General features: G+C 63.2%; 18 protein-coding genes. 13 read left to right on the forward strand and 5 right to left on the reverse strand.

Annotation, left to right across the window (positions count from 1 at the left end; genetic code table 11):
- Nucleotides 1-244 precede the first annotated feature (244 nt).
- From Q5Y72_RS16045 to Q5Y72_RS16055, 3 genes are read right to left on the reverse strand one after another with little or no spacing between them, the layout of a single operon-like run.
- Nucleotides 245-1,180, reverse strand: a complete 936-nt coding sequence (locus Q5Y72_RS16045; RefSeq protein WP_305964439.1) for a plasmid partitioning protein RepB C-terminal domain-containing protein — start codon at nucleotides 1,178-1,180, stop codon at nucleotides 245-247.
- Entirely contained in the window at nucleotides 1,177-2,067 is an 891-nt protein-coding gene (locus Q5Y72_RS16050; RefSeq protein ID WP_305964440.1) for a ParB/RepB/Spo0J family partition protein, read from the reverse strand. Before Q5Y72_RS16050 ends, Q5Y72_RS16045 begins: the two co-directional genes overlap by 4 nt.
- Nucleotides 2,064-3,641, reverse strand: coding sequence for a recombinase family protein (locus tag Q5Y72_RS16055; protein WP_305964441.1), 1,578 nt, complete (start codon nucleotides 3,639-3,641; stop codon nucleotides 2,064-2,066). The genes Q5Y72_RS16050 and Q5Y72_RS16055 overlap by 4 nt, the downstream gene beginning before the upstream one ends.
- 126 nt (nucleotides 3,642-3,767) lie before the next feature.
- Between Q5Y72_RS16055 and Q5Y72_RS16060 the strand changes: the two genes are divergently transcribed.
- Together Q5Y72_RS16060 and Q5Y72_RS16065 are read left to right on the forward strand one after the other, a co-directional pair.
- Nucleotides 3,768-4,145 carry an XRE family transcriptional regulator gene (locus Q5Y72_RS16060; RefSeq protein WP_305964442.1) on the forward strand — a complete coding sequence of 126 codons (378 nt, stop codon included), beginning with the start codon at nucleotides 3,768-3,770 and terminating at the stop codon, nucleotides 4,143-4,145.
- 289 nt (nucleotides 4,146-4,434) lie between these two features.
- On the forward strand, nucleotides 4,435-5,568 hold the full coding sequence (locus Q5Y72_RS16065; RefSeq protein WP_305964443.1) for a Fic family protein: 1,134 nt from the start codon (nucleotides 4,435-4,437) through the stop codon (nucleotides 5,566-5,568).
- A gap of 320 nt (nucleotides 5,569-5,888) precedes the next feature.
- On the opposite strand, the gene Q5Y72_RS16070 is transcribed toward Q5Y72_RS16065, so the two are convergent.
- Together Q5Y72_RS16070 and Q5Y72_RS16075 are read right to left on the reverse strand one after the other, a co-directional pair.
- A complete protein-coding gene (locus tag Q5Y72_RS16070) occupies nucleotides 5,889-6,335 on the reverse strand; it encodes a hypothetical protein (RefSeq protein WP_305964444.1) in 447 nt (148 codons plus the stop codon).
- Between the two features lie 419 nt (nucleotides 6,336-6,754).
- Entirely contained in the window at nucleotides 6,755-7,858 is a 1,104-nt protein-coding gene (locus tag Q5Y72_RS16075; RefSeq protein ID WP_305964445.1) for a site-specific integrase, read from the reverse strand.
- A gap of 128 nt (nucleotides 7,859-7,986) precedes the next feature.
- Here Q5Y72_RS16075 and Q5Y72_RS16080 point away from each other — a divergent pair, with 128 nt between their 5' ends.
- From Q5Y72_RS16080 to Q5Y72_RS16130, 11 genes are all read left to right on the forward strand, one after another.
- The gene (locus Q5Y72_RS16080) at nucleotides 7,987-8,709 is read left to right on the forward strand and encodes a hypothetical protein (RefSeq protein WP_305964446.1); all 723 of its coding nucleotides are present in this window, start codon (nucleotides 7,987-7,989) and stop codon (nucleotides 8,707-8,709) included.
- A 15-nt stretch (nucleotides 8,710-8,724) separates the two neighbouring features.
- Nucleotides 8,725-8,985: a hypothetical protein gene (locus tag Q5Y72_RS16085; RefSeq protein WP_305964447.1), complete on the forward strand. Its 261-nt coding sequence runs from the start codon at nucleotides 8,725-8,727 to the stop codon at nucleotides 8,983-8,985.
- 79 nt (nucleotides 8,986-9,064) lie between these two features.
- Nucleotides 9,065-11,527: a DUF7146 domain-containing protein gene (locus Q5Y72_RS16090; protein WP_305964448.1), complete on the forward strand. Its 2,463-nt coding sequence runs from the start codon at nucleotides 9,065-9,067 to the stop codon at nucleotides 11,525-11,527.
- Between the two features lie 339 nt (nucleotides 11,528-11,866).
- The gene (locus Q5Y72_RS16095) at nucleotides 11,867-12,379 is read left to right on the forward strand and encodes a hypothetical protein (protein ID WP_305964449.1); all 513 of its coding nucleotides are present in this window, start codon (nucleotides 11,867-11,869) and stop codon (nucleotides 12,377-12,379) included.
- Complete coding sequence (locus tag Q5Y72_RS16100; protein ID WP_305964450.1) at nucleotides 12,369-14,162, forward strand: phage terminase large subunit family protein; 1,794 nt, start codon at nucleotides 12,369-12,371, stop codon at nucleotides 14,160-14,162. The genes Q5Y72_RS16095 and Q5Y72_RS16100 overlap by 11 nt, the downstream gene beginning before the upstream one ends.
- A 124-nt stretch (nucleotides 14,163-14,286) precedes the next feature.
- Nucleotides 14,287-15,516: a DNA methyltransferase gene (locus Q5Y72_RS16105; protein WP_305964451.1), complete on the forward strand. Its 1,230-nt coding sequence runs from the start codon at nucleotides 14,287-14,289 to the stop codon at nucleotides 15,514-15,516.
- A gap of 84 nt (nucleotides 15,517-15,600) precedes the next feature.
- Entirely contained in the window at nucleotides 15,601-16,110 is a 510-nt protein-coding gene (locus Q5Y72_RS16110; RefSeq protein WP_305964452.1) for a hypothetical protein, read from the forward strand.
- Nucleotides 16,110-16,595: a hypothetical protein gene (locus Q5Y72_RS16115; RefSeq protein ID WP_305964453.1), complete on the forward strand. Its 486-nt coding sequence runs from the start codon at nucleotides 16,110-16,112 to the stop codon at nucleotides 16,593-16,595. The genes Q5Y72_RS16110 and Q5Y72_RS16115 overlap by 1 nt, the downstream gene beginning before the upstream one ends.
- Before the next feature lie 92 nt (nucleotides 16,596-16,687).
- Nucleotides 16,688-18,097 carry a phage portal protein gene (locus Q5Y72_RS16120; protein ID WP_305964454.1) on the forward strand — a complete coding sequence of 470 codons (1,410 nt, stop codon included), beginning with the start codon at nucleotides 16,688-16,690 and terminating at the stop codon, nucleotides 18,095-18,097.
- Nucleotides 18,098-18,119: 22 nt separating this feature from the next.
- On the forward strand, nucleotides 18,120-19,937 hold the full coding sequence (locus tag Q5Y72_RS16125) for a prohead protease/major capsid protein fusion protein (protein ID WP_305964469.1): 1,818 nt from the start codon (nucleotides 18,120-18,122) through the stop codon (nucleotides 19,935-19,937).
- Between the two features lies 1 nt (nucleotide 19,938).
- Nucleotides 19,939-20,148, forward strand: a complete 210-nt coding sequence (locus tag Q5Y72_RS16130; RefSeq protein WP_104493564.1) for a phage head-tail joining protein — start codon at nucleotides 19,939-19,941, stop codon at nucleotides 20,146-20,148.
- The last annotated feature ends 1 nt before the right edge of the window (nucleotide 20,149 follow it).

The following is a 20,149-nucleotide window of genomic DNA, read 5'->3' on the forward strand; positions in this document are numbered from 1 at the left end:
GAACTTCAGGGCCTACCGGTGACAAGCGGGCACATTCGCCATTGAAGGCGAATGCGCCCGCTTGTTTCAATGGTCGGACACCGACCATTGGGCCGGTGAAAACTCAAACCAGCCTGGCGGGCTCCGAGCGGGTTCGCCGCCATCCCCGCCGCCGCGCTTGATCCGGCCCTCTGTCCGGCGTCTCCCGCGGTCCCCGCGCTTTCGGGTCCGGGTCCCCATCGTCGACAACAAGCTGACCGAAGAGCTACGCGTCTTTGTTGCTTCCCGCCTCCGTCGAGGAAACTGGCTGCGCGAGGCCCGCCACGATCTTGCGAAACTCGCCAAGGATCTCGCCATGGTTCTTGTCGAGGTAGCGGGCAAGACGGTCATTCTGCAGGAGCCGCTCGACATAGCGACCGGCCACCACCAGCCGGAGGTGGTCGGGCCCAAGGGTGCCTTCGATCAGCTTTATGTTCTTTTGCAGGTTGGCCATCTCGGCCTTCATCCGCTCGGCCTGTTCGGGTGTCACACCTGCAGGTGTCTTCCTTGCAGCCGGGTCTACCAGGTCACCGGCGTCAGATGCTGCGAGGATCGCATCGACATAGGGCACCGTGTAGTTGTTAGCCGCAACCATCAGTTCCGCCGCCTGAATCTGCCGCAGGGGCTTCATCTTCCGCAGGGACCGGAAGCTGTTGATCGGGCAGTGCCGGGCCTTCAGCAGTTCGGCCGCCTCGGGGCAGATGCCGTTCAGCAAGGTCCGCTTCTGCCGGATCACCGCGATGTTCACATTCAAGGCTGCCGCGATGCGGGCCTCCGATACGCCGCGCTCGACCGCGCGCAGGATCATCTTGTGCTCCTGGATCGTGGCGAGGCGGCTGATGCGCTTGTTGTAGGTGAAGGATTCGTCGTCTGTCGCCACGAGGCAGGTGACGGTCGTCTCGCCCATTTCCTTCAGAACATGCAGCCGAACATGGCCATCGAGAAGGATGAAGGACCCTTCCTTTCCTGCCGCACGGGCGACCACCGGCGGTTCGATCAGCCCGACCTCGCGGATCGACGCGGCGATCTGTCCATACTTCTGGCTCTTGGGGACTGTGGCCGGCAGTTGCTTGACCGGCAGGATCGTGTCGATCTGGATCGTGCGTAGGTTCGCCTCGAATCCCGGGCTCTTCGGTGGAGGCATTTTCTCCATGTTTGTCATGATTTTGGCTCCTGAAGGCCATCGACGATCATGCGCGGCACGGAATCGAGCCCCTCGGCACGAAGCAGCGTCAAGAAGTTCTCATCCTTCAAGAGCGACTGAAATGCTGCATCGAGAAACAGCAGGCTGCTGCGCGTCGACTGCGCCCTGCGGACCATGTCCTGCTGACGCTCGGCCTCGGCGCGATAGGCTTTGACCAGCGCGGCAGATGTCATTCGCGCGCGTGGCTGTTTGTTACGCGCGCCACCTCGCTGCTTGCCGTGACGGTGGCGCAACTCGACCAGCCGCCGCGCCTCCAGCAATTTCTTTCCGCGCAGTTCACCGGAGGCGTAAGCAGCCTCCAGCGCCTTCTGCACGTCCTTCTCCTCGGCCCGCGTGATGTAGAGCGCGACGCTGAGCGGCATCTGTCCGGTCTCGACCGCGATCAGCAGGCGTTCCTCACCGTTGGCGATCAACTCGCCGATTTCATGAACATAGGCGAGGGAAAGCCCCGTCTTGTCGGCGATCTGATGGTCTGAATATCCCCGGTCGCGCAGGATGGCGATGTCCTGCAACAGTTCGAGCGGCCGCTGCTGGCGGCGGGCGATATTCTCGATCACGCTGCGCAGAAGGCGCTCGGCCTCGCTCGCATCCACGACGATGGCCGGGATGTGGGTTTCCCCAAGGGCGACATAAGCCTCCATCCGACCCTGACCGCAGACCAGACGATAGGACACTCCCGCCCCTTCATCGACCCGGGCGACGGTGATCGGCTTTTTCAGCCCGACCTTGCCGATACTGTCCACGAGCGCGCGAAAGGTCTTTTCCGAGCGTTCGCGCGGATTTTCCACGGTGATGGCGGAAATCGGGATCATCTGCACTTCGTCCCGCATCTCGACTTCGCTCACCATGGTGTCACCTCGGCAACCGGAACCCGGCGGGCCATGTCGAAGAAGAAATCCAGCGTTTCAAATTGGAAAGCGTCCAGCATCAGGCCATTCTCCTCGGCAAGCCCCAAGGGTTTTGTTCGCATCTCGAATTGGGGCAGCAGGTAATAGTCGAGCGCGGCGGTGTTCGTTCGGTCCATCCGGATGGCGATGGTGATGTCGGGCACGAGGCCGGTGTCGAAACGGATTTTCCAGCGCAGGCCGCCGGTGGGGGTTGCGCGGCAGCGGGCGACAGCGACGGAGGCGGTGAATTCGCCATTGATCGTCAGCAGGTCAGTCGCCGGATTGCGCGTCACGGTGCCGCCGAGTCGGGTGATCTCGCGGATCACACGCTCCACCTCGTCGCCGTGGAACAGCCGCAGCAAGCGGTTCACTTCGATGTAGTGGTAGTCCCGGTCCGGTGTGAAGCCGACGAGGGAATAGGCCCGGATCAGGCTGCCGAACCGGTGGGCATAGGCGCCGCTGGACGGCATGCCGTCGGCCTCGTCGATCACCAGACCGGATATGTAGCCATGGCGCTGGAACAGCCGCGTCAACCGTTCCAACATCTCGTCGTCCGAGAACCGGCGGTTGCGGGCGGCTATGATCGCCTGCACCTTTTGAAACTGTTTCGGCTCAACGATGGCATCGAACGCCCCTTCCGACCGGATCCACATCTCAGGGCCATTCGCGACCCGCTTCTGCTTCAATTTGAAGGAGCGCCGGTTGTAGACGTTATTGCCGATGTATTTCTCGTTGGTCAGGATCTGATGGACGGTGGCGCGGGTCCAGGCCCGGTCGAGATCGGTCAGTATCCCGCGCTCATTCAGTTCTGCAGCGATTTCGCTTTCCGAACGGCCGTGCTTGAGGAACCGGCTGTATATCCAGCGAACGGTTCTTACCTCGGTCTCAGGCCCGGGCACCAGAATCACCCGGTCTGTCTGCAAGCTCTTGTGCTCACCGCGCTTCAGCTCGGCCTTTACCTCGCCGCGTTCGTCAAGCAGAACCCGGCGAAGGCCAAAGCCCGCCGCACCGCCCTGACGGAAGCCGCGTTCGATCAGGCGGCACTGTCCGATGAATACCTTGTTGGAAAGTTCCCGGCTGTATTCCCCGGCCATCGCGCGCTTGACGCTCTTGACGATCGTGGCAACCGGGCCGCCGTCATTTTCGAATTGCTCGGCGCAGTATTCGACCTGCTTGTTGGCGCGACGGCAGACATATTCGTAATAGGCGGATTCATCGGCATCCTGAAAACGGCCCCATCGGCTGACGTCATAGACAAGGATCACCTCGAAATCCGCGGTGCCGTCTTGTACATCCTGGATCAGCTGCTGCAGCGCCTCGCGGCCCTCGATCCTCAGCCCGCTCTTTCCGGCATCGGCATAGGAGCGGACCAATTCAAAGCCGCGTTCCTCCGCATATCTGCGGATCGCATCCGACTGGTTCTCGGTCGAGTATTTCTGATGGTCCGTGGACATGCGGACATATTCGACCGCACGGCGCTTTGGCGGGGAGTTCGCTGGTTCTTTTGTTGAGGGCGGCTCTCTGCCTGCCATTCCCGTCTCCAGATCAGTTCATGCAGGCGTCTCCGTCTGGTCGGACCCAGGGTATTGGCTGGGGCGCAAAATGGAATCTGCCGCTGTGTTGTCTTCCCCAAAGGTTTACCGGAGGAGGACGCCGCGATGCGGATCAAGATGGGCACATCTGTGCCGAAAATGGGCACAACTGTGCACCTAGACGCGGATCAGGCCGCCTATCGCAAGGCCATTGCCGACACCCTGCGGCGCGAACTGGGGCCCACACATCAGGCCATCAAGACAGTGATGCGCTGGACCGGAGCGAGTGAGCGGACGGCCAAGTACTGGCTGTCTGGCGAACGCGGGCCGAGCGGGGAGCATCTGATCCGGCTCGCGCAGCATTCCGATGCGGTGTTGATCACCATCCTGACCATGGCCGAGCGACTATCGGAGAAACCGCGGCACAGATGTGCCGGTTGCCCCGCGCGCGACCTGGTGTTGCAGAACCTCGGACAGGAATGGAAATTGTCCGAGGGTTTCTGACATGCAAAGGAGCGGCCGGACTCAGCCCGACCCAGTCGTTCAAGAAACAGGTCACCATAACGTTCATGCGGAGATTGGACCCTCTATTCCCCGCATGAGTTGCGGCGAATGACAGGGGATCCTGCTTTGATACCATTTTCCCGCCTGTCTCTGCCACCAAACCGGATTGACGGCAGACTGCTGGCGACAACAACCCTTGGTGTCAGAATAGAGCCATATTCTGTTGCCAAGCGCACTTGTCGTGACTAGGTTGGCGTCAAACCTCGTTGATGACAGAATCGGCACAACGATGATCACCAAGCCTTACGATCTTGCGGATGCCGTTACCTATCACACCGGCGGCTTTCCCCCTGGCTCACTCGACTACGAGGTGCTTCTCGGACCGCTCGAAGAGGCTGCGGCCTCCCTCGCGCGGTACGATGCCAAGATGTCGGGCATGGTGAACAGTGAGCTGTTCCTTGCCCCCCTGCGTCGCCAGGATGCGGTCACCTCGTCCCGGATGGAGGGGACGATCTCGACCATCGAAGAGCTGTACCGCCTTGAAGCCGAAGAAGACGCGGGCAGCGCCGACCCTTATCGGGAAGCGCGCAATGACGACGTCGAGACCTACCTCTACTCCCGCGCGCTACGGAATGCTCAACAGGCGCTTGCCGACGGCGCGCCGCTGGGCGAACACCTGATCCGGACGGCCCACCAACAGCTGCTGTCCTTTGGACGGGGTGCCCGCAAGCGCCCCGGCAGCTACAAGGTTGAGCAGAACTACATCGGGGATGAACGGCGAGGAAGGATCTACTACGTTCCGATCGCCCCGGAGCAGCTGGGCCCGGCGATGGGCGAACTGGTCCGCTACATCAACGAGAGCACGATGCGGCCATTGATCCGCACCGCCATCGCGCATGTCGAATTCGAGGCTCTGCATCCGTTCGAGGACGGCAACGGCCGGATCGGCCGCATGCTGATCACGCTGATGCTGTGGAAACTCGGTGTCCTGCATCAGCCGAACTTCTTCGTCTCGGGCTACTTCGAAGCCAACAAGGACGAATACATCGAACGAATGCGCGCGGTCTCGGCCATCGGCGATTGGACCGGCTGGGTCGTATTCTTCCTCAAGGCGATGCACGCCCAGGCGACGGTCAACATCCAGACGGCGGACGCCATCTTCCGCCTTCACGGCGAGATGCGGGAACGGTTCCGCGAAGTGCTGAACTCACAGTTCCACGATCAGGCGCTGGACTTCGTCTTCGCGAGCCCGATCTTCCGCAACGACCGCTTCGTGGAACGCTCGGGGATCCCACCGTCCTCCGCGCGCGCGCTGTCCCGGCGGTTGGTCGAGGCTGGCATGCTGCGCACCATTGAACCGGCTTCGGGGCGACGCGCGGCGATGTACGCCTTTGATCGGCTGCTTGATCTGTTGAAGGTGTGAAGGTCATGGCGACGATCATGTCGCCCGTCGATGGGGGCCTCGCAAAACGTTGACCAGGTGTTGACAAGAATTTGGAATGACGAAAGCCGAGCGTTATGCTCGGCTTTGAAGTATTTGATCTTACGTGATTTTTTGGTTGCGGGGGCAGGATTTGAACCTGCGGCCTTCAGGTTATGAGGGCTACTCCTGCATCCGGAATAATCCTGTAGTTTCAAATTGTTGTCTGATTTTTGAAGTCGCAACGTCGGCGTCGTGTCGCACGGAACAGCCGCAAACAGTTGGAAAGGAACGGTACTTCTTCCAGAAAACCAGAAGGATGGCTACGGCTCTGAAACCAGCGCGGCGCCGATGTTACCAAGCGAAGTGTTGAAGAACCAATCGCGATTCAGCAATTCTCCATTTACGATGTAGAGATTCTCCACCTCGTAGAACTGATAATCTCCATCCTCATCAGGGACGCGAACACGGCTGATTGCCCCCGTTTCGGCGGCCTCTTGGGCGCTGACGTCAAACAGCTTGAAGTAATCCTCATTGGCAGTCAGCGAAACTTGCCTCAAGATTGCAAGGACATCTTCTTCGTCGGTGATCCGCTCGTCGACAAAATAGCAGCCGACTTCCAGCCCGCCAACCGTTACCGCCGTGCCACCAGCAACGACCAAAGTGATTGGCGCGGTAAGGAAGGCAAGCACACTCGCCGCGAATCCACTGCCTCCGATGATACCTACGGTCCCGGCGCCCGAAGCCCCAGCAAGCGTCGACCCCAACATCAAAGTTCCACTGGTCGCGTGTGGGAAGAAGTAAAGTCCGCCCAAAGCCATGGCAGTGGGGCCAACGGTCGCCGTTGCGCCACCGCCTGTGACCACAGCGGTCGCAGCCGTAGGACTGGCCAACTGGCTAAGGCGATAGTCACAAACCCCAGAAAATGAGCTTGTGGCCCAGACAAGCGAGAGGACCGCACTGAGACTCATGGTTTTGATCACTGGCAGAGCCCCGCTAAACAAGCACTCCCTGCCTTCTTCATCTGACGATGCCAGCAGATCAAGCTTTTTTATCTAGCGCGCAGGATATGTACGTCTGGTCCGGACACCCGTTTTGTAGAGGTGCGAGTACGTGGCTTCGCCCGATATGCCATCAGCAGGACGCACTTGTTCACCATTTGGATGGTGTATCGGGTTGAGAACAATAGCTACCCCAGCAGCTTCGCCTCGACCATGGCCATGGCCTTCTGGTGATCTGGCGAAGGGAACAGGTGCCCATACCGTTCCATGGTCATCTGGATGGAGGAGTGGCCCGCGAAGGTCATGATCTCCTTGATCGAGAACCCCTGCTCGATCCACAGCGAGACCGCGAAATGGCGCAGATCGTGCCAGCGCATCGTCACTTCAACCTTTTCCAGCAGCTTGCGGAAGCGGTCCTGTGTGCGGGTATGCTGCAGGATCCCGCCCTGCGGCGCGGGGAACACCAGCCCCAACTCGCTTTTCGGGCAGCGCAGTTTCCAGCGGCGCAGGGCGTTCAGCACCATGGGCCCGGCCGGGATGTCGCGGAACCCGGCCCGCGATTTCGGCTCGCCCATCTGGTTGTAAGCGTCGGCGCGCTGGCGGATGCGAATGAAGCCCTTGTCGAAATCCACGTCCTGCCAGCGCAGGCCCCGCAGTTCGGAGGCACGCAGACCGCCCAAGGCCGAGACGATCAGGTGCGGTTTGAAATCCTCGTCGGCCGCCTCGATCAGGGCGCGGATCGCTTCCTTGGTCGGCACCGGGGCCTTGTGCTCGATCCGGCTGGACTTGATCACCCGCACGCCTTGGGCGGCATTGGTGAACAGCTGGCCGTTGTCGATGGCGTGGTCCAGCGCCAGCTTCAGCACCGACAGCGCGCGGCGGGTCAGGTGCTCGGAGCGGCCATTCAGCAGCATCCGGTCGCGGAACTCGTTGACATGGCGGCGGGTGAGTTGCGCGATCAGCTTGTCCCCGATGCCGATCTCGGGCGCGGTGATGTGCAGGCGCACATAGTCGCTGTAACCCCGCAGGGTGGACTTCTCCATCCGCCGCCCGGTCTTGCAGCGCACCTCGCAATGGTCGAGCCACACCTTTGCGGCATCGGCCACCGTCGTGCTGTCGCTGTCGGCCAGATAGGTGTGGTTGGCAACCAGCGAGCGGACCTTCACCAGATAGACATCGGCATCCTTGCGGCGCGGGAAGAGCTTGGACCGCCGCTTGCCAGCCTGGTCGGTGAAATCCACCTGCCACCGGACCAGGCCCGAGGGCAGCGTGCGTTTGCGGATCGTGGCCATCATTTCCCTCCGTGAGCGTAAGAAACGGGACCAGTTGTCAAAGCCCGTTAAATGGTGATATGAACCGTCTCAGATGCACTTGCAACGGATTGTTGCGTGTGTAAAGCCCTAGTTCATGATCGGAGCCCATGACAATGACAGCCAGCGAACGGAACGGTGCGGAAGCGCCCGAACCGCTCTTCCATGGCGACGCGGAAGCGGTGGCGGCATCGGGGATGCCCTTGCCCAGCCTGCGTGTCCTGCAAGCTGCCGGTGCCATTCAGGCGCAGAAAACCCCCAAGGAGCATGGCGGCTTCAAGCGGATGTGGCGCGAGGAGGATGTGCTGATCGCCTCCATCGGCGCCGCGATCAGCGAACACTTCGCCTGGAACATCCGCATCGTGGCCGAGGCCATGGCCAAGACACGACCCGGCACGTGGTCCGCGCTGACTTCCTCGATTGCGGAGACCATCTCAACCGAAGACGGACCGCTGGTGCGATCAACCCCGGACGACTGGTATCTCGACCTGGTCGACCGGAAGTTCCTGTTCCTGCGACTGCCGCCCCTTTTCGCCACCATCTTCCACGACGCTCCGTCGGGAAAGGCAGACCTCATCATCGGCTGCGCGACATCGAAGGACACCTTCCAGATGCTGCCGTGGCTGGCCGGAAGTCCGCAGGGCCTCGCCAAGCTCTCGAAAGCCACTTCCCCGGCGCAGGCCACCGCCGCCGAACGCATCTACAAGCTGGCCATCGCGACCCGCGCCAACGCGCTGAGCACCGCCAGCATCAACATCAGCATGCAGGTTCGCGCCGCTTGGCGCCGCCTCCACGGACTTGACGCCCACTTCCTGCAGGAAGCCCTGCGCTAGAAAGGAGACCCAGCCATGACCAAACACCCCGGTTCCGTCGAGAACCTTCAGCAGACCGCAACCGAGGTGACGCTCGGCGATGACCTCCTTCGCGGCGCGGACGAGATCGCCAGGTTCATGTTCGGCGACGTGAAGCACCGCCGCAAGGTCTACTACCTGACCGGTGAGGCACCGAGGGGCATGCCGCACTTCAAGATGGGTTCGGTGATCTGCGCCCGAAAAAGCACGCTGCTGAACTGGATTGCGCAGCAGGAGCGTTTCACCCCGGGCGAGTGACGGCAGCCGCAAATGTCCTGAGGTCCGCGATCCACTCGCGGGCTCCACTTCCATCAGTTACATAGCGAACCCCCGCCCCATGACCCTTCAGGACAATCCGCTCGACTTCAACGACGTGCCGCCCACGCGCAAAGGCCGTACGTCCCGGCGCATGCCGGTGGCCCGGGTGGCGGAATTGCTGAACGACCGGATCGCCGATCTTGCGGTGGAACTGCTCGGCACCCCGAACCGCGCCCTGTCCAGCGCGCAGCAGTTGCGCTTCGGGACCAAGGGCAGCATCGCGGTGGAAATCGCAGGCAAGGATGCCGGGCGCTGGTATGACCACGAGGCCGGAACGGGCGGCGCTGGGCCGGAACTGATCCGTCACCACTTCGGGATGGACGAAAAGGCAGCATGGAACTGGGCGCGCAACTGGCTGGGCGATGCGGAAATGCCTGCCTCCTGGACCGCCTCCAAACCCGCCACCAACAAACCCGCCAAGGCACCGGCATCTGGCCCGGCCCACACCGTGGAGTTGTCGGAAGCCGAACTCGCAGCCAAGGTCGCAGAGATTGTGCGCCAGACCGAGGTTCCGAATGGCACACCGGCCCATGCCTATCTGGTGGGGCGCGGGATCGCCATTCAGCCCCCCGACTGCATCCGCTTTCGCCGGAACGCCTATGGCAGCTATGGCGCGATGGTCGCGTTGGCGACCGATGCGGCGGGCGAGGTGCTGGCGATCCAGCAGGTCTATCTGACAGCCGAGGGCAAGAAGGCCCCGGTCAATCCCGTCAAGCGCACCAACAAGGCCGTCGAGGGATGGGGCGAACGTTCCGCCGTGCGCCTGCCGGGGCGGGAACCGCTGGTGCTCTGCGAGGGTGTCGAAACCGCGCTGTCGGTCTGGCAGGCCACCGGTCAGGAGGTCTGGGCCTGCCTCGGCATCTCCAACATCGGCCGCGCGCCCGTCCCCGACAAGGCCACGGTCATCATCGCCCGCGATGGCGAAGCGCCCGGCAGCAAAGCCGAGGGAATGATAACCCGCGCCGCCACGGCCCTCGCCCTGCGCGGGTTGACGGTGATGATCGCCACGCCGCCCGAGGATCAGGACTTCAACGACGTGCTGTTGCGCGAGGGCGAGGAGGCCATTCGCAACCGGATCGCCGGTGCTGAACTCTTTCGCCCGGACCAGGCCGAGCAGGGTCGCAAGCGCCTCTACATCGGGTCGGACGTGGAGATGGCGAAGCGCGTGCGCGAGGATTTGACCGAACGCCATGGCCGCATCGTGCATGCCGAGGGCGAGTTCTGGCGTTACATTGGCACCCATTGGGAGGCGATCCCGGCCCACGAATTGCGCCTGCCGGTCCACACCTATGACGGCGCGAGCTTCGAGACGCCCGCAGGCGAGCCCTCGAACGTCAAGCTGACTCAGACCCGCGTCAACTCTGTCCTGAACGAATGTGCAGCCCTCTGCGCCGAACCCGGCTTCTTCGACACCCCGCCCGCTGGCATCAACTGCGCCTCGGGCTTCCTGCGCTTTGATGCGAACGGAACGCCGCATCTGGAACCGCATCATCGCAATCACCGCTGCCGTCACACCCTGCCCGGCCGCTGGACCCCCGGCACCTCCGGCATCCCGCCCGAGGGCTCGATGCTGCGCCGCCTGCTGACCGGGAGCTTCAAGGGCGACCCGGAGGCACGGGCAAAATGCGATCTGCTGGCCGAGGTCTGCGGATCGGCAGCGCTGGGCTATGCCACGCGCCTGGTACAGCCCCGCGCCGTCGTGCTGCACGGCAAGACCGCCGAGAACGGAAAGAGCCAGATCCTCGATCTCGCGCGCGGCCTCTTGCCTGCCAGCGCTATCTGCTGCGTCCCCGCCGCCAAGATGGGCGACGAGCGGCATGTCACCGGGCTGGTCGGGAAACTCCTGAACGCCTCCGACGAATTGTCGCCCGAGGCCATCGCCTCCAACATCTTCAAATCCGTTGTCACCGGCGAGCCGATCGAGGGGCGCGATGTCTACAAGAGCCGGGTCGAGTTCCGCTCGGTGGCGCAGAACCTGTTCGCCGCGAACCAGTTGCCCAGCTTCAAGGGCGGCGTGGACCGGGGCGTGCAGCGCCGCCTGCTGCTGATCCCCTTGACCCGCACCATCCCCCTTGAGGAGCGGATCGAGGATATCGGCAAGCGCATCGCCTCCGAGGAAGCCGACCTGCTGCTGGCATGGGCGGTCGACGGGGCTGCGCGGCTGATCCGCCAGCGCAACTTCGCCATCCCGGAAAGCTGCCGTGAGGCGCTGATCGAGTGGGTGCTGGGCGAAGACCCGGTGCTGGCCTGGATCGACGCCTGCGTGAAGGTCGTGCCCATCGTGAACGGCGGTCCGATGCTCGCCACCCGCGATGCGCATCTGCGGTTCCAGAACTGGGCGCAGGCCGAGGGCTTCAAACCCGAGAAGATCCCCGCGATCAACGGCTTCGTGCAGCGCGTCCAGGCCCAAGTGGCCGGGATCCAGCACAAGCGCACCAGCGCAGGCCGGTTCTTCCTCGGCATCACAGTGACGCAGTGGTGACGCAAGAATGACGGACTTTGGCGCGCAACCCATTGAAAGTGTTGAGATGACGCACTTGGCTCCAACCTTTTTGATAAAGGGGGAAAATCACCCAACCCTGAAGGCCCAAATTACCCCCTATATAAAATGTTCCCCGGGCAGGTGCGTCATCTCAACACTATCAAACACTTACACCCCAAAACCCGTCATTCCTGCGTCATTCTTGCGTCATGCGCCGCAACCCTCGGGCCGGTCTGAGGGGCTTCAATCGGGAAGGATCGGGAAAGCGGCGGTTCCTCCCGGGCCAATTCGTATGCGGGGGAGCACAGCGCATGACCCCGCCAGCGTCAGGGGGCGAAAATGACTAAACTCGACAGCGCCGAGACCAAGACCGCCTTCGCCGCCCGCGTCGGGCTGACCAAGGGCCGCATCTCGCAACTGGTGGCCGAGGGCCTGCCCGTGCGCGCGGACGGGCAGATCGACGTGGCGGTGGGTCTGGCCTGGATCGAGGACAACCTCGACCCAGCCCGCCGCAACAAGGGCGGTGCTAGCCCCGCCCCTGCCCGCGTCTCGACCACGCTGGCTGAGGCCAAGCGGCTGCATGAGATCGTGAAGGTGCAGCGCGCCAAGCTGGCCTTCGAGAAGGAACAGGGCCTGCTCGTGGAAACCGCCGCCGCCACGCGCACGGTGTTCGCCCGCGCGCGTGCCGAACGCGATGCCCATATGGCTTGGGTCCAGCGCACAGCCCCGCTGCTAGCGGCTGAAGTCGGGGCCGATCCGCGTGCCACCTTCGCCGCCCTCGACCGGATGATGCGCGAGCATCTCGAACACTTGGCCGACCTGCCCTTGGGGAGTTTTGGCGATGGTGCCTGACATCGATCTCGCCTGGCGGCGCGGCATCCGCCCCGAACCGCCGATCCCGGTGTCGGACTGGGCCGACCGGCACCGCATCCTGCCGCCCACCTCGGCGGAACCGGGCCGCTGGCGCACCGACCGCACGCCCTACCTGCGCGCGGTTATGGATGCGCTAACCACCTCCAGCCCCTATGAACGGGTCGTGCTGATGAAGGGCGCGCAAACGGGTGGCTCCGAGGCCGGGCTGAACTGGCTGGGTTACATCATCCAGAATGCGCCCGGCATCGCCATGCTGGTCATGCCGTCGCTCGACATGGTGCGGCGCAACACGACGGTGCGGATTGATCCGCTGATCGAGGCCACCCCTGCCCTGCGCGATCTGGTCTCGGCCCCGAGGTCACGCGATGCCGGGAACAGCCTGTTCCGCAAATCCTTCCCCGGCGGCCAGTTGGTAATGACCGGCGCGAACAGCGCCGTGGGGCTGCGATCCACGCCGGTGCGCTACCTGTTCCTCGACGAGGTGGACGGCTATCCCGGCGATGCCGATGGCGAAGGCGATCCCGTCGATCTGGCGATCCAGCGCACCACCACCTTCCGGGGGCGGCGCAAGATTTACATGGTCTCGACGCCGACCCTGAAAGGCCATTCCCGCATCGAGGCGGCCTACCTTGAGAGCGATCAGCGGTATTTCCATGTGCCATGCCATCATTGTGGCGACATGGCGCCGATCACTTGGGCGCGCATCCGCTGGCCCGAGGGGCAACGCGACGCTGCCTATCTGGTCTGCGATGCCTGCGGCGGCGTTCACCACGAACACGACAAGCCCCGCCTGCTAGCCGCCGGTGAATGGCGTCCGACCGCGCCAGGCGATGGCCGCACGGCAGGGTTCCACCTGTCGTCGCTCTATTCGCCATGGGAAACCTGGGCAGAGATCGCGCAGGAACATGCCCGCGTCGCCAAAGATCCTGCCCGGCTTCAGGTATGGGTCAACACCAAGCTGGGCGAGTCCTGGGAGGACCAGGCGGGCGATACCGTCCCTGCCGATCCCCTCATGGCGCGGCGCGAGGATTGGGGCAGCGACCTCGCCCCCGGCGTGGCCGTGCTGACGGCAGGTGTCGATGTGCAGGGCGACCGCATCGAGGTGCAAATCGTCGGCTGGGGCCGCGACGAGGAGGCATGGGTCATAGACTACCGCGTGCTCTGGGGTGACCCTTCCGGCCCACGCCTCTGGTCCGATCTGGACGGCGTGCTGAACGGCGCATACGGCGATCTGCCGGTGCGCGCTGTCGCCGTGGATACCGGCGGCCATCACACCAAGATGGCCTACGAGTTCTGCCGCACCCGACTCGCCCGCCACGTCTGGGCCATCAAGGGCCGCGGCGGTCCAGGCATTCCTGTCTGGCCCCGCCGCCCCACCCGCAGCAACAAGGCAAAGATCCCGCTGTTTATCGTCGGCGTCGATGCTGTGAAGGACGCGGTCTACGCCCGCCTGAAGCTGACAGAACCCGGCCCTGGCGCCATCCACTTCCCCCGCCGCCTCGACGCCGACTACTTCCGCCAGCTGACCGCCGAACGCGTCGTCACCCGCTTCGAACGCGGGCGCCCCATCCGCTCCTGGCAACCCAAGCGCGACGGCGAACGCAACGAAGCCCTTGACACCTTCGTCTACGCCCACGCCGCCCTGCATGGGCTGATCAGTATGGGGATGCGGCTGAACGAGGAGGTGGAGGGGAAGGATGGGTCGATGAGCCGGGCTGTCACATCGCCGCCCAAGGTGATACGCTCCACTTGGTTGTCGTGAAAGTCCTGCATCAGCAATCGCATGAACGGCGTCAAGCAGCAGAACCTTCAATGATCTACCCACTTGCAACACCCTCGAACTTACCCCTAGCTGGACAAGACCCGCGAACCATGAAGGCCAGTCGATGAATCAATTGTCTCTCTTTCCACTGGCCGACCGCTCATCCTCCACTGAAGATTTCGTGGAGGAAATCTCGAACTTCGCTGATTTTGGCAAAGAGACATCGATTGAGGATATCGACGGCATTCGCTATTTCGTTAATGAATTTTGGACTGCCGGCCAGCGTCAGGCTCATTCTATTCACGAAGTATCCTACCGCGCATGCTTCAAAGCCCAACTTCCAGAGTTTTTCATTTCGCGGCTAACCAATCCTGGTGACGTAGTATTCGACCCATTCATGGGACGGGGAACAACTCCAGTTCAGGCGGCCTTAATGGGCCGTCAGTCCTTCGGTAATGATATCAATCCGCTATCGACCCTGCTGACCCGCCCCCGTTTGCGCCCGATTTCCCTGCAAGCGGTCGCGGCAGCGCTGAAAACGGTGGACTGGTCGCGGGGCGCTATCCAACGCGAAGACTTGCTGGCATTCTACCACCCAGCCACGCTTAGGAATCTTGAAGCACTGCGCCTCTGGCTGGCGGAACGCGCGCCCCTCGGCGCTGAGCAGGTTGACCCGGTTGCTGACTGGATCCGGATGGTGGCAATCAATCGCCTATCCGGACACTCGCCCGGCTTCTTCTCAGGTCGCTCGATGCCCCCGAACCAAGCCGTATCGGTCAAGGCGCAATTGAAGATCAACGAGAAGTTAGGGGTGTCACCGCCGGAGCGCGACGTCGCAGCAGTGATTATGAAGAAGTCGAAGACTTTGCTCAAAGACGGTTGCGCCCCAAGCCAAGTGCGGTCCAGCCTCCACATTGGTGCAGCATGGGACGTAGCCGGGATCCCGGATGCAACCGTTGATCTTACCGTGACCTCGCCGCCTTTCCTCGACATCGTCCACTACGCCGCCGACAACTGGTTGCGGTGTTGGTTCGCCGGCATAGACCCAGAGACGGTTGCCATCGACATGCACCGGACCGAGGACGCTTGGACGGCGATGGTTCATCGTGTCTTGGCAGAACAAGCCCGCATGCTACGTCCCGGTGGCTACGTTGCCTTCGAGGTTGGAGAAGTTCGAAACGGAAAGGTCCTGCTTGAGCGCCTTGTTTGGAAAGCGGCGGAAGAGTTGCCGTTCAGGCGGATAGGCGTGATGGTAAATGACCAGGAGTTCACCAAGACAGCGAACTGCTGGGGCGTATCCAACGGAGCGCAGGGAACAAACACCAACCGCATCGTCCTTCTTCAGCGGCTCTAGACTCTCAGGCTGCCCTCTAGTTTACTACTCCAGTGAACTGGGAGGCGGATTTTGCGTTATATTGACGTCCCGATTACGGCAGAGATGCTTGAATATGCTCGCGCGGCAGAAGAGGACGTTCGAGTCCACAGAACGCGGGCATCAAAGATCGACAGCCTCACAGGTCTGATAGGCGAACTGGCTTTCGCGCAGTGGTTTCTTGGTGATTGGAAAGCACATGATGTTCGTGACACCAAGGGACGACCTGACTTTCTCGAAGTAATCGAAGTCAAGACAAGCGCATACCCTTGGTCGGATCGCCTGAACCTCTTGGTTCGGGAAGACTACGCTGAAAAACGGCGGCCCGAATACTACGTCCAAGTCATTGTCGACGCGCCAAACCGAGATGCGCAGGACATCCAGCCTGGCTGGAACTGCCGTATTTCGGGCTGGGCGACACCTGATGAGGTTGATAAAGCGCCGCTCAGGGATTTCGGGGCAAAAGGTGGTGGTCGTGGCGGCTATCGCTGCCGTTACATTGCCATCAAGGACTTAAGGGCAATGGAAGCATTTCCAGCGCTCAAGACCTTTCAGTCCGCCGGTCAGGAAGGTTGATGATGGACAAGCGATTTCAACTCCGTTGGGACGAGGAAGAACTCGCTCGTGCGTTCAAGGTGACCACGGCGGATGTCCGCGAGTATCTGACGGATGGACGCCGAGTGTCGTTCATCATTGAAAGACGGCTAAAGTGGGAGAACCCCGGCTGGAAGCTCGCGCCCTCGGAAGGCGCCGGATACGACTTGCTCGATCCGGATGGCAACATGTGGGAAGTCAGGTCGATCACCAGGCAAGGGGTCTACTTCAACCCGAGCAACCAAGTAGGCTCCGGACGTGTCTTCAATGAGGACGGCTTCACGGCGAAGTTATCTGGAATCAAAGGCTTCATCCTGTCCGACATCGTCGAGTTTCCGGTAGTCGACGTCTTCGTGGTGCCAGTTGAAAACGTATTCCGCTGGCATCGTGAGCGTCGCCTTGGCGCAAATGCGAAAGTCTCTCGCGCCAAGTTTCTCGATGAACTGCAGAAGGACATTCGCTTCTAGCTGCACGAAGGGCCGGGCCACCGCGGATCGTTCCCGGTCCTTCCCAACCGCTCTGATACCCCGAGAACGGCGAAAATGAGACAATCCGCGCCATGCGGACGCTCCTCCATCGCCTTTTCGGCTTCACTCGCACGCGCGGCTTTGACGCTGCGGGTGGCGGGCGGCGTTGGGAGGGGGCGCGGACGGTCGACGGGCTGAACGCGGCGATCCTGGCAGGCGCGACCACGGCGGCGCGGCGGGCCGGGTGGTATGCGCGGAACAACCCTTGGGTCGCGGCGGCGGTAGACAGCCTGGTGGGCAATGTCGTCGGCGCCGGTATCAAGCCGCAATCCACGCATCCCGACAGGGCGGTGCGCGAACGGCTTCAGGTGCTGTGGCTGCGCTGGGCCGATCATGCGGATCCGGGTGGTCTGGCGGATTTCTACGGGCTGCAGGCGATGGCCGTGCGTGCGATGGTCGAGGGCGGCGAGAGCTTCGCGCGGCTGCGTGTGGTGCCGGATGCGGCCGGCGTTCCCTTGCACATCGACCTGCTGGACCGGGACCAGGTGCCGCTGGATCTGCACCGCGACATTGGCGGCGGCGCTCGCATCCGGGCGGGGATCGAGTTCAACGGCGCTGGGCAGCGCACCGCCTATTGGGTGATGCGGGACAGGCCCGGCGATCCGCTCACCTCGTTGCGGCTGGAACCGCTGCGCTTGCCCGCCACCGATTGCCTGCATCTGTTCAAGCCGCTCGCCGCTGGCCAGTTGCGCGGGATCACCTGGCTTGCGCCAGTGCTGCTGCGGTTGCACGAGTTGGACCAGTTCGAGGATGCCGCGCTGGTCAAGGCCAAGGTGGCGGCACTGTTCACCGGCTTCATCACCGATCCGGATGGCACGGCGGGCGGTCTGACCGGGACCAACACCAACGGCGCGCTGACGGTCGGCATGGAACCCGGCAGCCTGATCCCCCTTCCGCCCGGCACTGACATCCGCTTTTCCAACCCGACCGAGCACGACGCCTACGCACCCTTCGTGAAGAACCACCTGCGTGCCGTCGCGGCCGGGATGGGCCTGCCCTACGAACTGGTGTCGGGCGATCTGGAGGGCGTGACCTATTCCTCGATCCGCGCCGGGCTGATCGAGTTTCGCCGCCGGGTTGAACAGTTGCAGCACAATGTCGTCGTGCATCTGTTCTGCCGCCCGGTCTGGGACCGCTTCGTGCGGCTGGCGGTCCTGTCAGGCGATCTGCCCGCGCGCGATTTCGACCGTGATCCTGCGGCATATCTCGGCTGCGAATGGCTGCCGCCCAAGTTTGACTACGTCGATCCCAAGAAGGACGTCGAGGCCGAGATCCTCGCCATCAATGCCGGGCTCAAGAGCAGGACGCAGGCGATTTCCGAACGGGGCTACGACGCCGAGCAGGTCGATGCCGAGATTGCCGCCGACAAGGCGCGCACCGATGCGCTGGGCCTGAGCTTCGCTGCGCCGCCTGTCCAGAAAGAGGACGTCCCCAATGAATGACACCACGACCATCCCGACACCGATGGAATCAAACGTTGGGAACGGCAACGTTTGCCTACTCACCCGCCGCGCGACACTCGCACCCGCCACGGCCGATCGCGACGCTCGCACCGTGGAGGTGATCTGGTCCACCGGCGCGCCCGTGCGCCGACGCGACATGGCTGGCCCCTATGTCGAACGCCTCAGCCTTGCGCCCGAGGCGGTGAACCTGTCGCGGCTGCAAGGAGCCAGCGTGCTGGATGCGCACCGCCAATCCGCCGTCCGCGATGTGCTGGGCAGCGTGCAATCCGCCAGCGTCGATGGCCAGCGCGGCACGGCACTGATCCGCTTCTCGTCGCGGCCGGAAGTGGAACCTCTCTGGCAGGACGTGCTGTCCGGGATCCTGCGCCATGTCTCGGTCGGCTACTCCGTCGAGGAATGGGCCGAGACCACAGAGAACGGCGCGCGAGTGCTGACTGCTGTGCGCTGGACACCCCACGAGATTTCCCTTGTCCCCACCCCGGCTGACCCGGGTGCCCACATCCGCATGGAGACCCACATGACCGACACCGCCATCACCCCTTCCCCGCCCGAGGCGCAAACCCGCGCCGCGATCAACACCGAGATCCGCTCCATTGCCCGCATCGCGGGACTGGATCAGTCCTGGATCGACGGCCAGATCGACGCCGCTGCCGATGCCGACACCGCCCGCCGTGCCGCCTTCGAGGCGCTGGCGACCCGCAGCGCGCCGACGATCCGCACGGAGCAGGTCCGCGTCGAGATGGGAGAGAGCCACGATGACCCGGCCCTTCGCGCCCGCCAGATGGGCGAGGCGCTCTACGCCCGCATCAACCCGCGCCACGACCTCAGTGAACCGGCTCGCCGCTATGCCTATGCCACCCCCGTGGACATGGCCAAGGAACTGCTGACCCTGCGGGGCGACTCAACCATGGCGCTGTCGCCCGCAAGCCTCGTGACCCGCGCGCTGCACACGACCTCGGACTTCCCCATTATCCTCGGGGACACGGTCGGGCGCTTGCTGCGCGACGCCTACCAGGCCGCGCCCTCGGGCATCCGGCGCCTTGGCCGCCAGACCTCCGCACGGGATTTCCGGTCGGTGAACAAGATCATGCTGGGTGAGGCCCCGCTGCTGGAAAAGCTGAACGAGGCGGGCGAGATCAAGGCCGGGACCATGGTAGAGGCGCGGGAGGCCTACAAGATCGAGACCTGGGCGAAGAAGATCGGCATCACCCGGCAGGTGCTGGTGAACGACGACCTCGGCGCCTTCGCGGACCTTGCTCGCCGCATGGGCCAGGGGGCCGCCGAGACGGAGGCACGGATCCTCGTCACCCTGCTTGAGGCGAACAGCGGCAACGGCCCGACCCTGTCGGACAGCAAGGCCCTGTTCCATGTCGATCATGGCAACAAGGCCGGTGCTGGCGCGGTGATTTCCGATGCAACCCTGTCCGCTGCTCGGCTGGCGCTGCGCACCCAAAAGGGGATCGACGGTCGCACCATCCGCGTGACGCCGAAGAACCTCCTGGTTCCGCCCGCGCTGGAAACGGTGGCCGAGAAGTGGCTCGCGACCATTGCACCTGCCACAGCCGCCGATGTGAACCCGTTCTCGGGCGCCATGTCTCTGGTGGTCGAACCCCGTCTGTCCAGCGCCACCCGCTGGTATGTCACCGCCGACCCCGGCGAGATCGACGGTCTCGAGTTCGCCTATCTCTCTGGCCATGAGGGGCCACAGGTCGAAAGCCGCTCGGGCTGGGATGTGGACGGCGTGGAAATCCGGGTGATCCTCGATTTCGGCGCAGGCTTCATCGACCACCGCGGCTGGTTCCAGAACCCCGGGGCGTAAGATGGCCGACCTCGCCCAACTCACCGCCTGGCGCGATGCCCTGATGGCCGCCCGCTATCAGGGCATTCGCACCGTCGAATACGACGGCAAGCGGGTGACCTACGCCACCGACGCGGAAATGGCGGCCGCGCTGGGCGACCTCAACCGACAGATCACCGGCACCACGGCACGCATCGCCGTGGTCCGCATCCAATCCTCGAAAGGACTTTGAC

This window comes from Paracoccus spongiarum, assembly GCF_030732095.1.
In the GTDB taxonomy this organism is placed as follows: domain Bacteria; phylum Pseudomonadota; class Alphaproteobacteria; order Rhodobacterales; family Rhodobacteraceae; genus Paracoccus; species Paracoccus spongiarum.

Coding starts and splice junctions, on each gene's coding strand:
- Q5Y72_RS16045 (WP_305964439.1), bottom strand. CDS start 1,180: ATGACAAACATGGAGAAAATGCCTCCACCGAAGAGCCCGGGATTCGAG.
- Q5Y72_RS16055 (WP_305964441.1), bottom strand. CDS start 3,641: ATGGCAGGCAGAGAGCCGCCCTCAACAAAAGAACCAGCGAACTCCCCG.
- Q5Y72_RS16060 (WP_305964442.1), top strand. CDS start 3,768: ATGCGGATCAAGATGGGCACATCTGTGCCGAAAATGGGCACAACTGTG.
- Q5Y72_RS16065 (WP_305964443.1), top strand. CDS start 4,435: ATGATCACCAAGCCTTACGATCTTGCGGATGCCGTTACCTATCACACC.
- Q5Y72_RS16070 (WP_305964444.1), bottom strand. CDS start 6,335: ATGTTGGGGTCGACGCTTGCTGGGGCTTCGGGCGCCGGGACCGTAGGT.
- Q5Y72_RS16075 (WP_305964445.1), bottom strand. CDS start 7,858: ATGGCCACGATCCGCAAACGCACGCTGCCCTCGGGCCTGGTCCGGTGG.
- Q5Y72_RS16080 (WP_305964446.1), top strand. CDS start 7,987: ATGACAATGACAGCCAGCGAACGGAACGGTGCGGAAGCGCCCGAACCG.
- Q5Y72_RS16085 (WP_305964447.1), top strand. CDS start 8,725: ATGACCAAACACCCCGGTTCCGTCGAGAACCTTCAGCAGACCGCAACC.
- Q5Y72_RS16090 (WP_305964448.1), top strand. CDS start 9,065: ATGACCCTTCAGGACAATCCGCTCGACTTCAACGACGTGCCGCCCACG.
- Q5Y72_RS16095 (WP_305964449.1), top strand. CDS start 11,867: ATGACTAAACTCGACAGCGCCGAGACCAAGACCGCCTTCGCCGCCCGC.
- Q5Y72_RS16100 (WP_305964450.1), top strand. CDS start 12,369: ATGGTGCCTGACATCGATCTCGCCTGGCGGCGCGGCATCCGCCCCGAA.
- Q5Y72_RS16105 (WP_305964451.1), top strand. CDS start 14,287: ATGAATCAATTGTCTCTCTTTCCACTGGCCGACCGCTCATCCTCCACT.
- Q5Y72_RS16110 (WP_305964452.1), top strand. CDS start 15,601: ATGCTTGAATATGCTCGCGCGGCAGAAGAGGACGTTCGAGTCCACAGA.
- Q5Y72_RS16115 (WP_305964453.1), top strand. CDS start 16,110: ATGATGGACAAGCGATTTCAACTCCGTTGGGACGAGGAAGAACTCGCT.
- Q5Y72_RS16120 (WP_305964454.1), top strand. CDS start 16,688: ATGCGGACGCTCCTCCATCGCCTTTTCGGCTTCACTCGCACGCGCGGC.
- Q5Y72_RS16125 (WP_305964469.1), top strand. CDS start 18,120: ATGGAATCAAACGTTGGGAACGGCAACGTTTGCCTACTCACCCGCCGC.
- Q5Y72_RS16130 (WP_104493564.1), top strand. CDS start 19,939: ATGGCCGACCTCGCCCAACTCACCGCCTGGCGCGATGCCCTGATGGCC.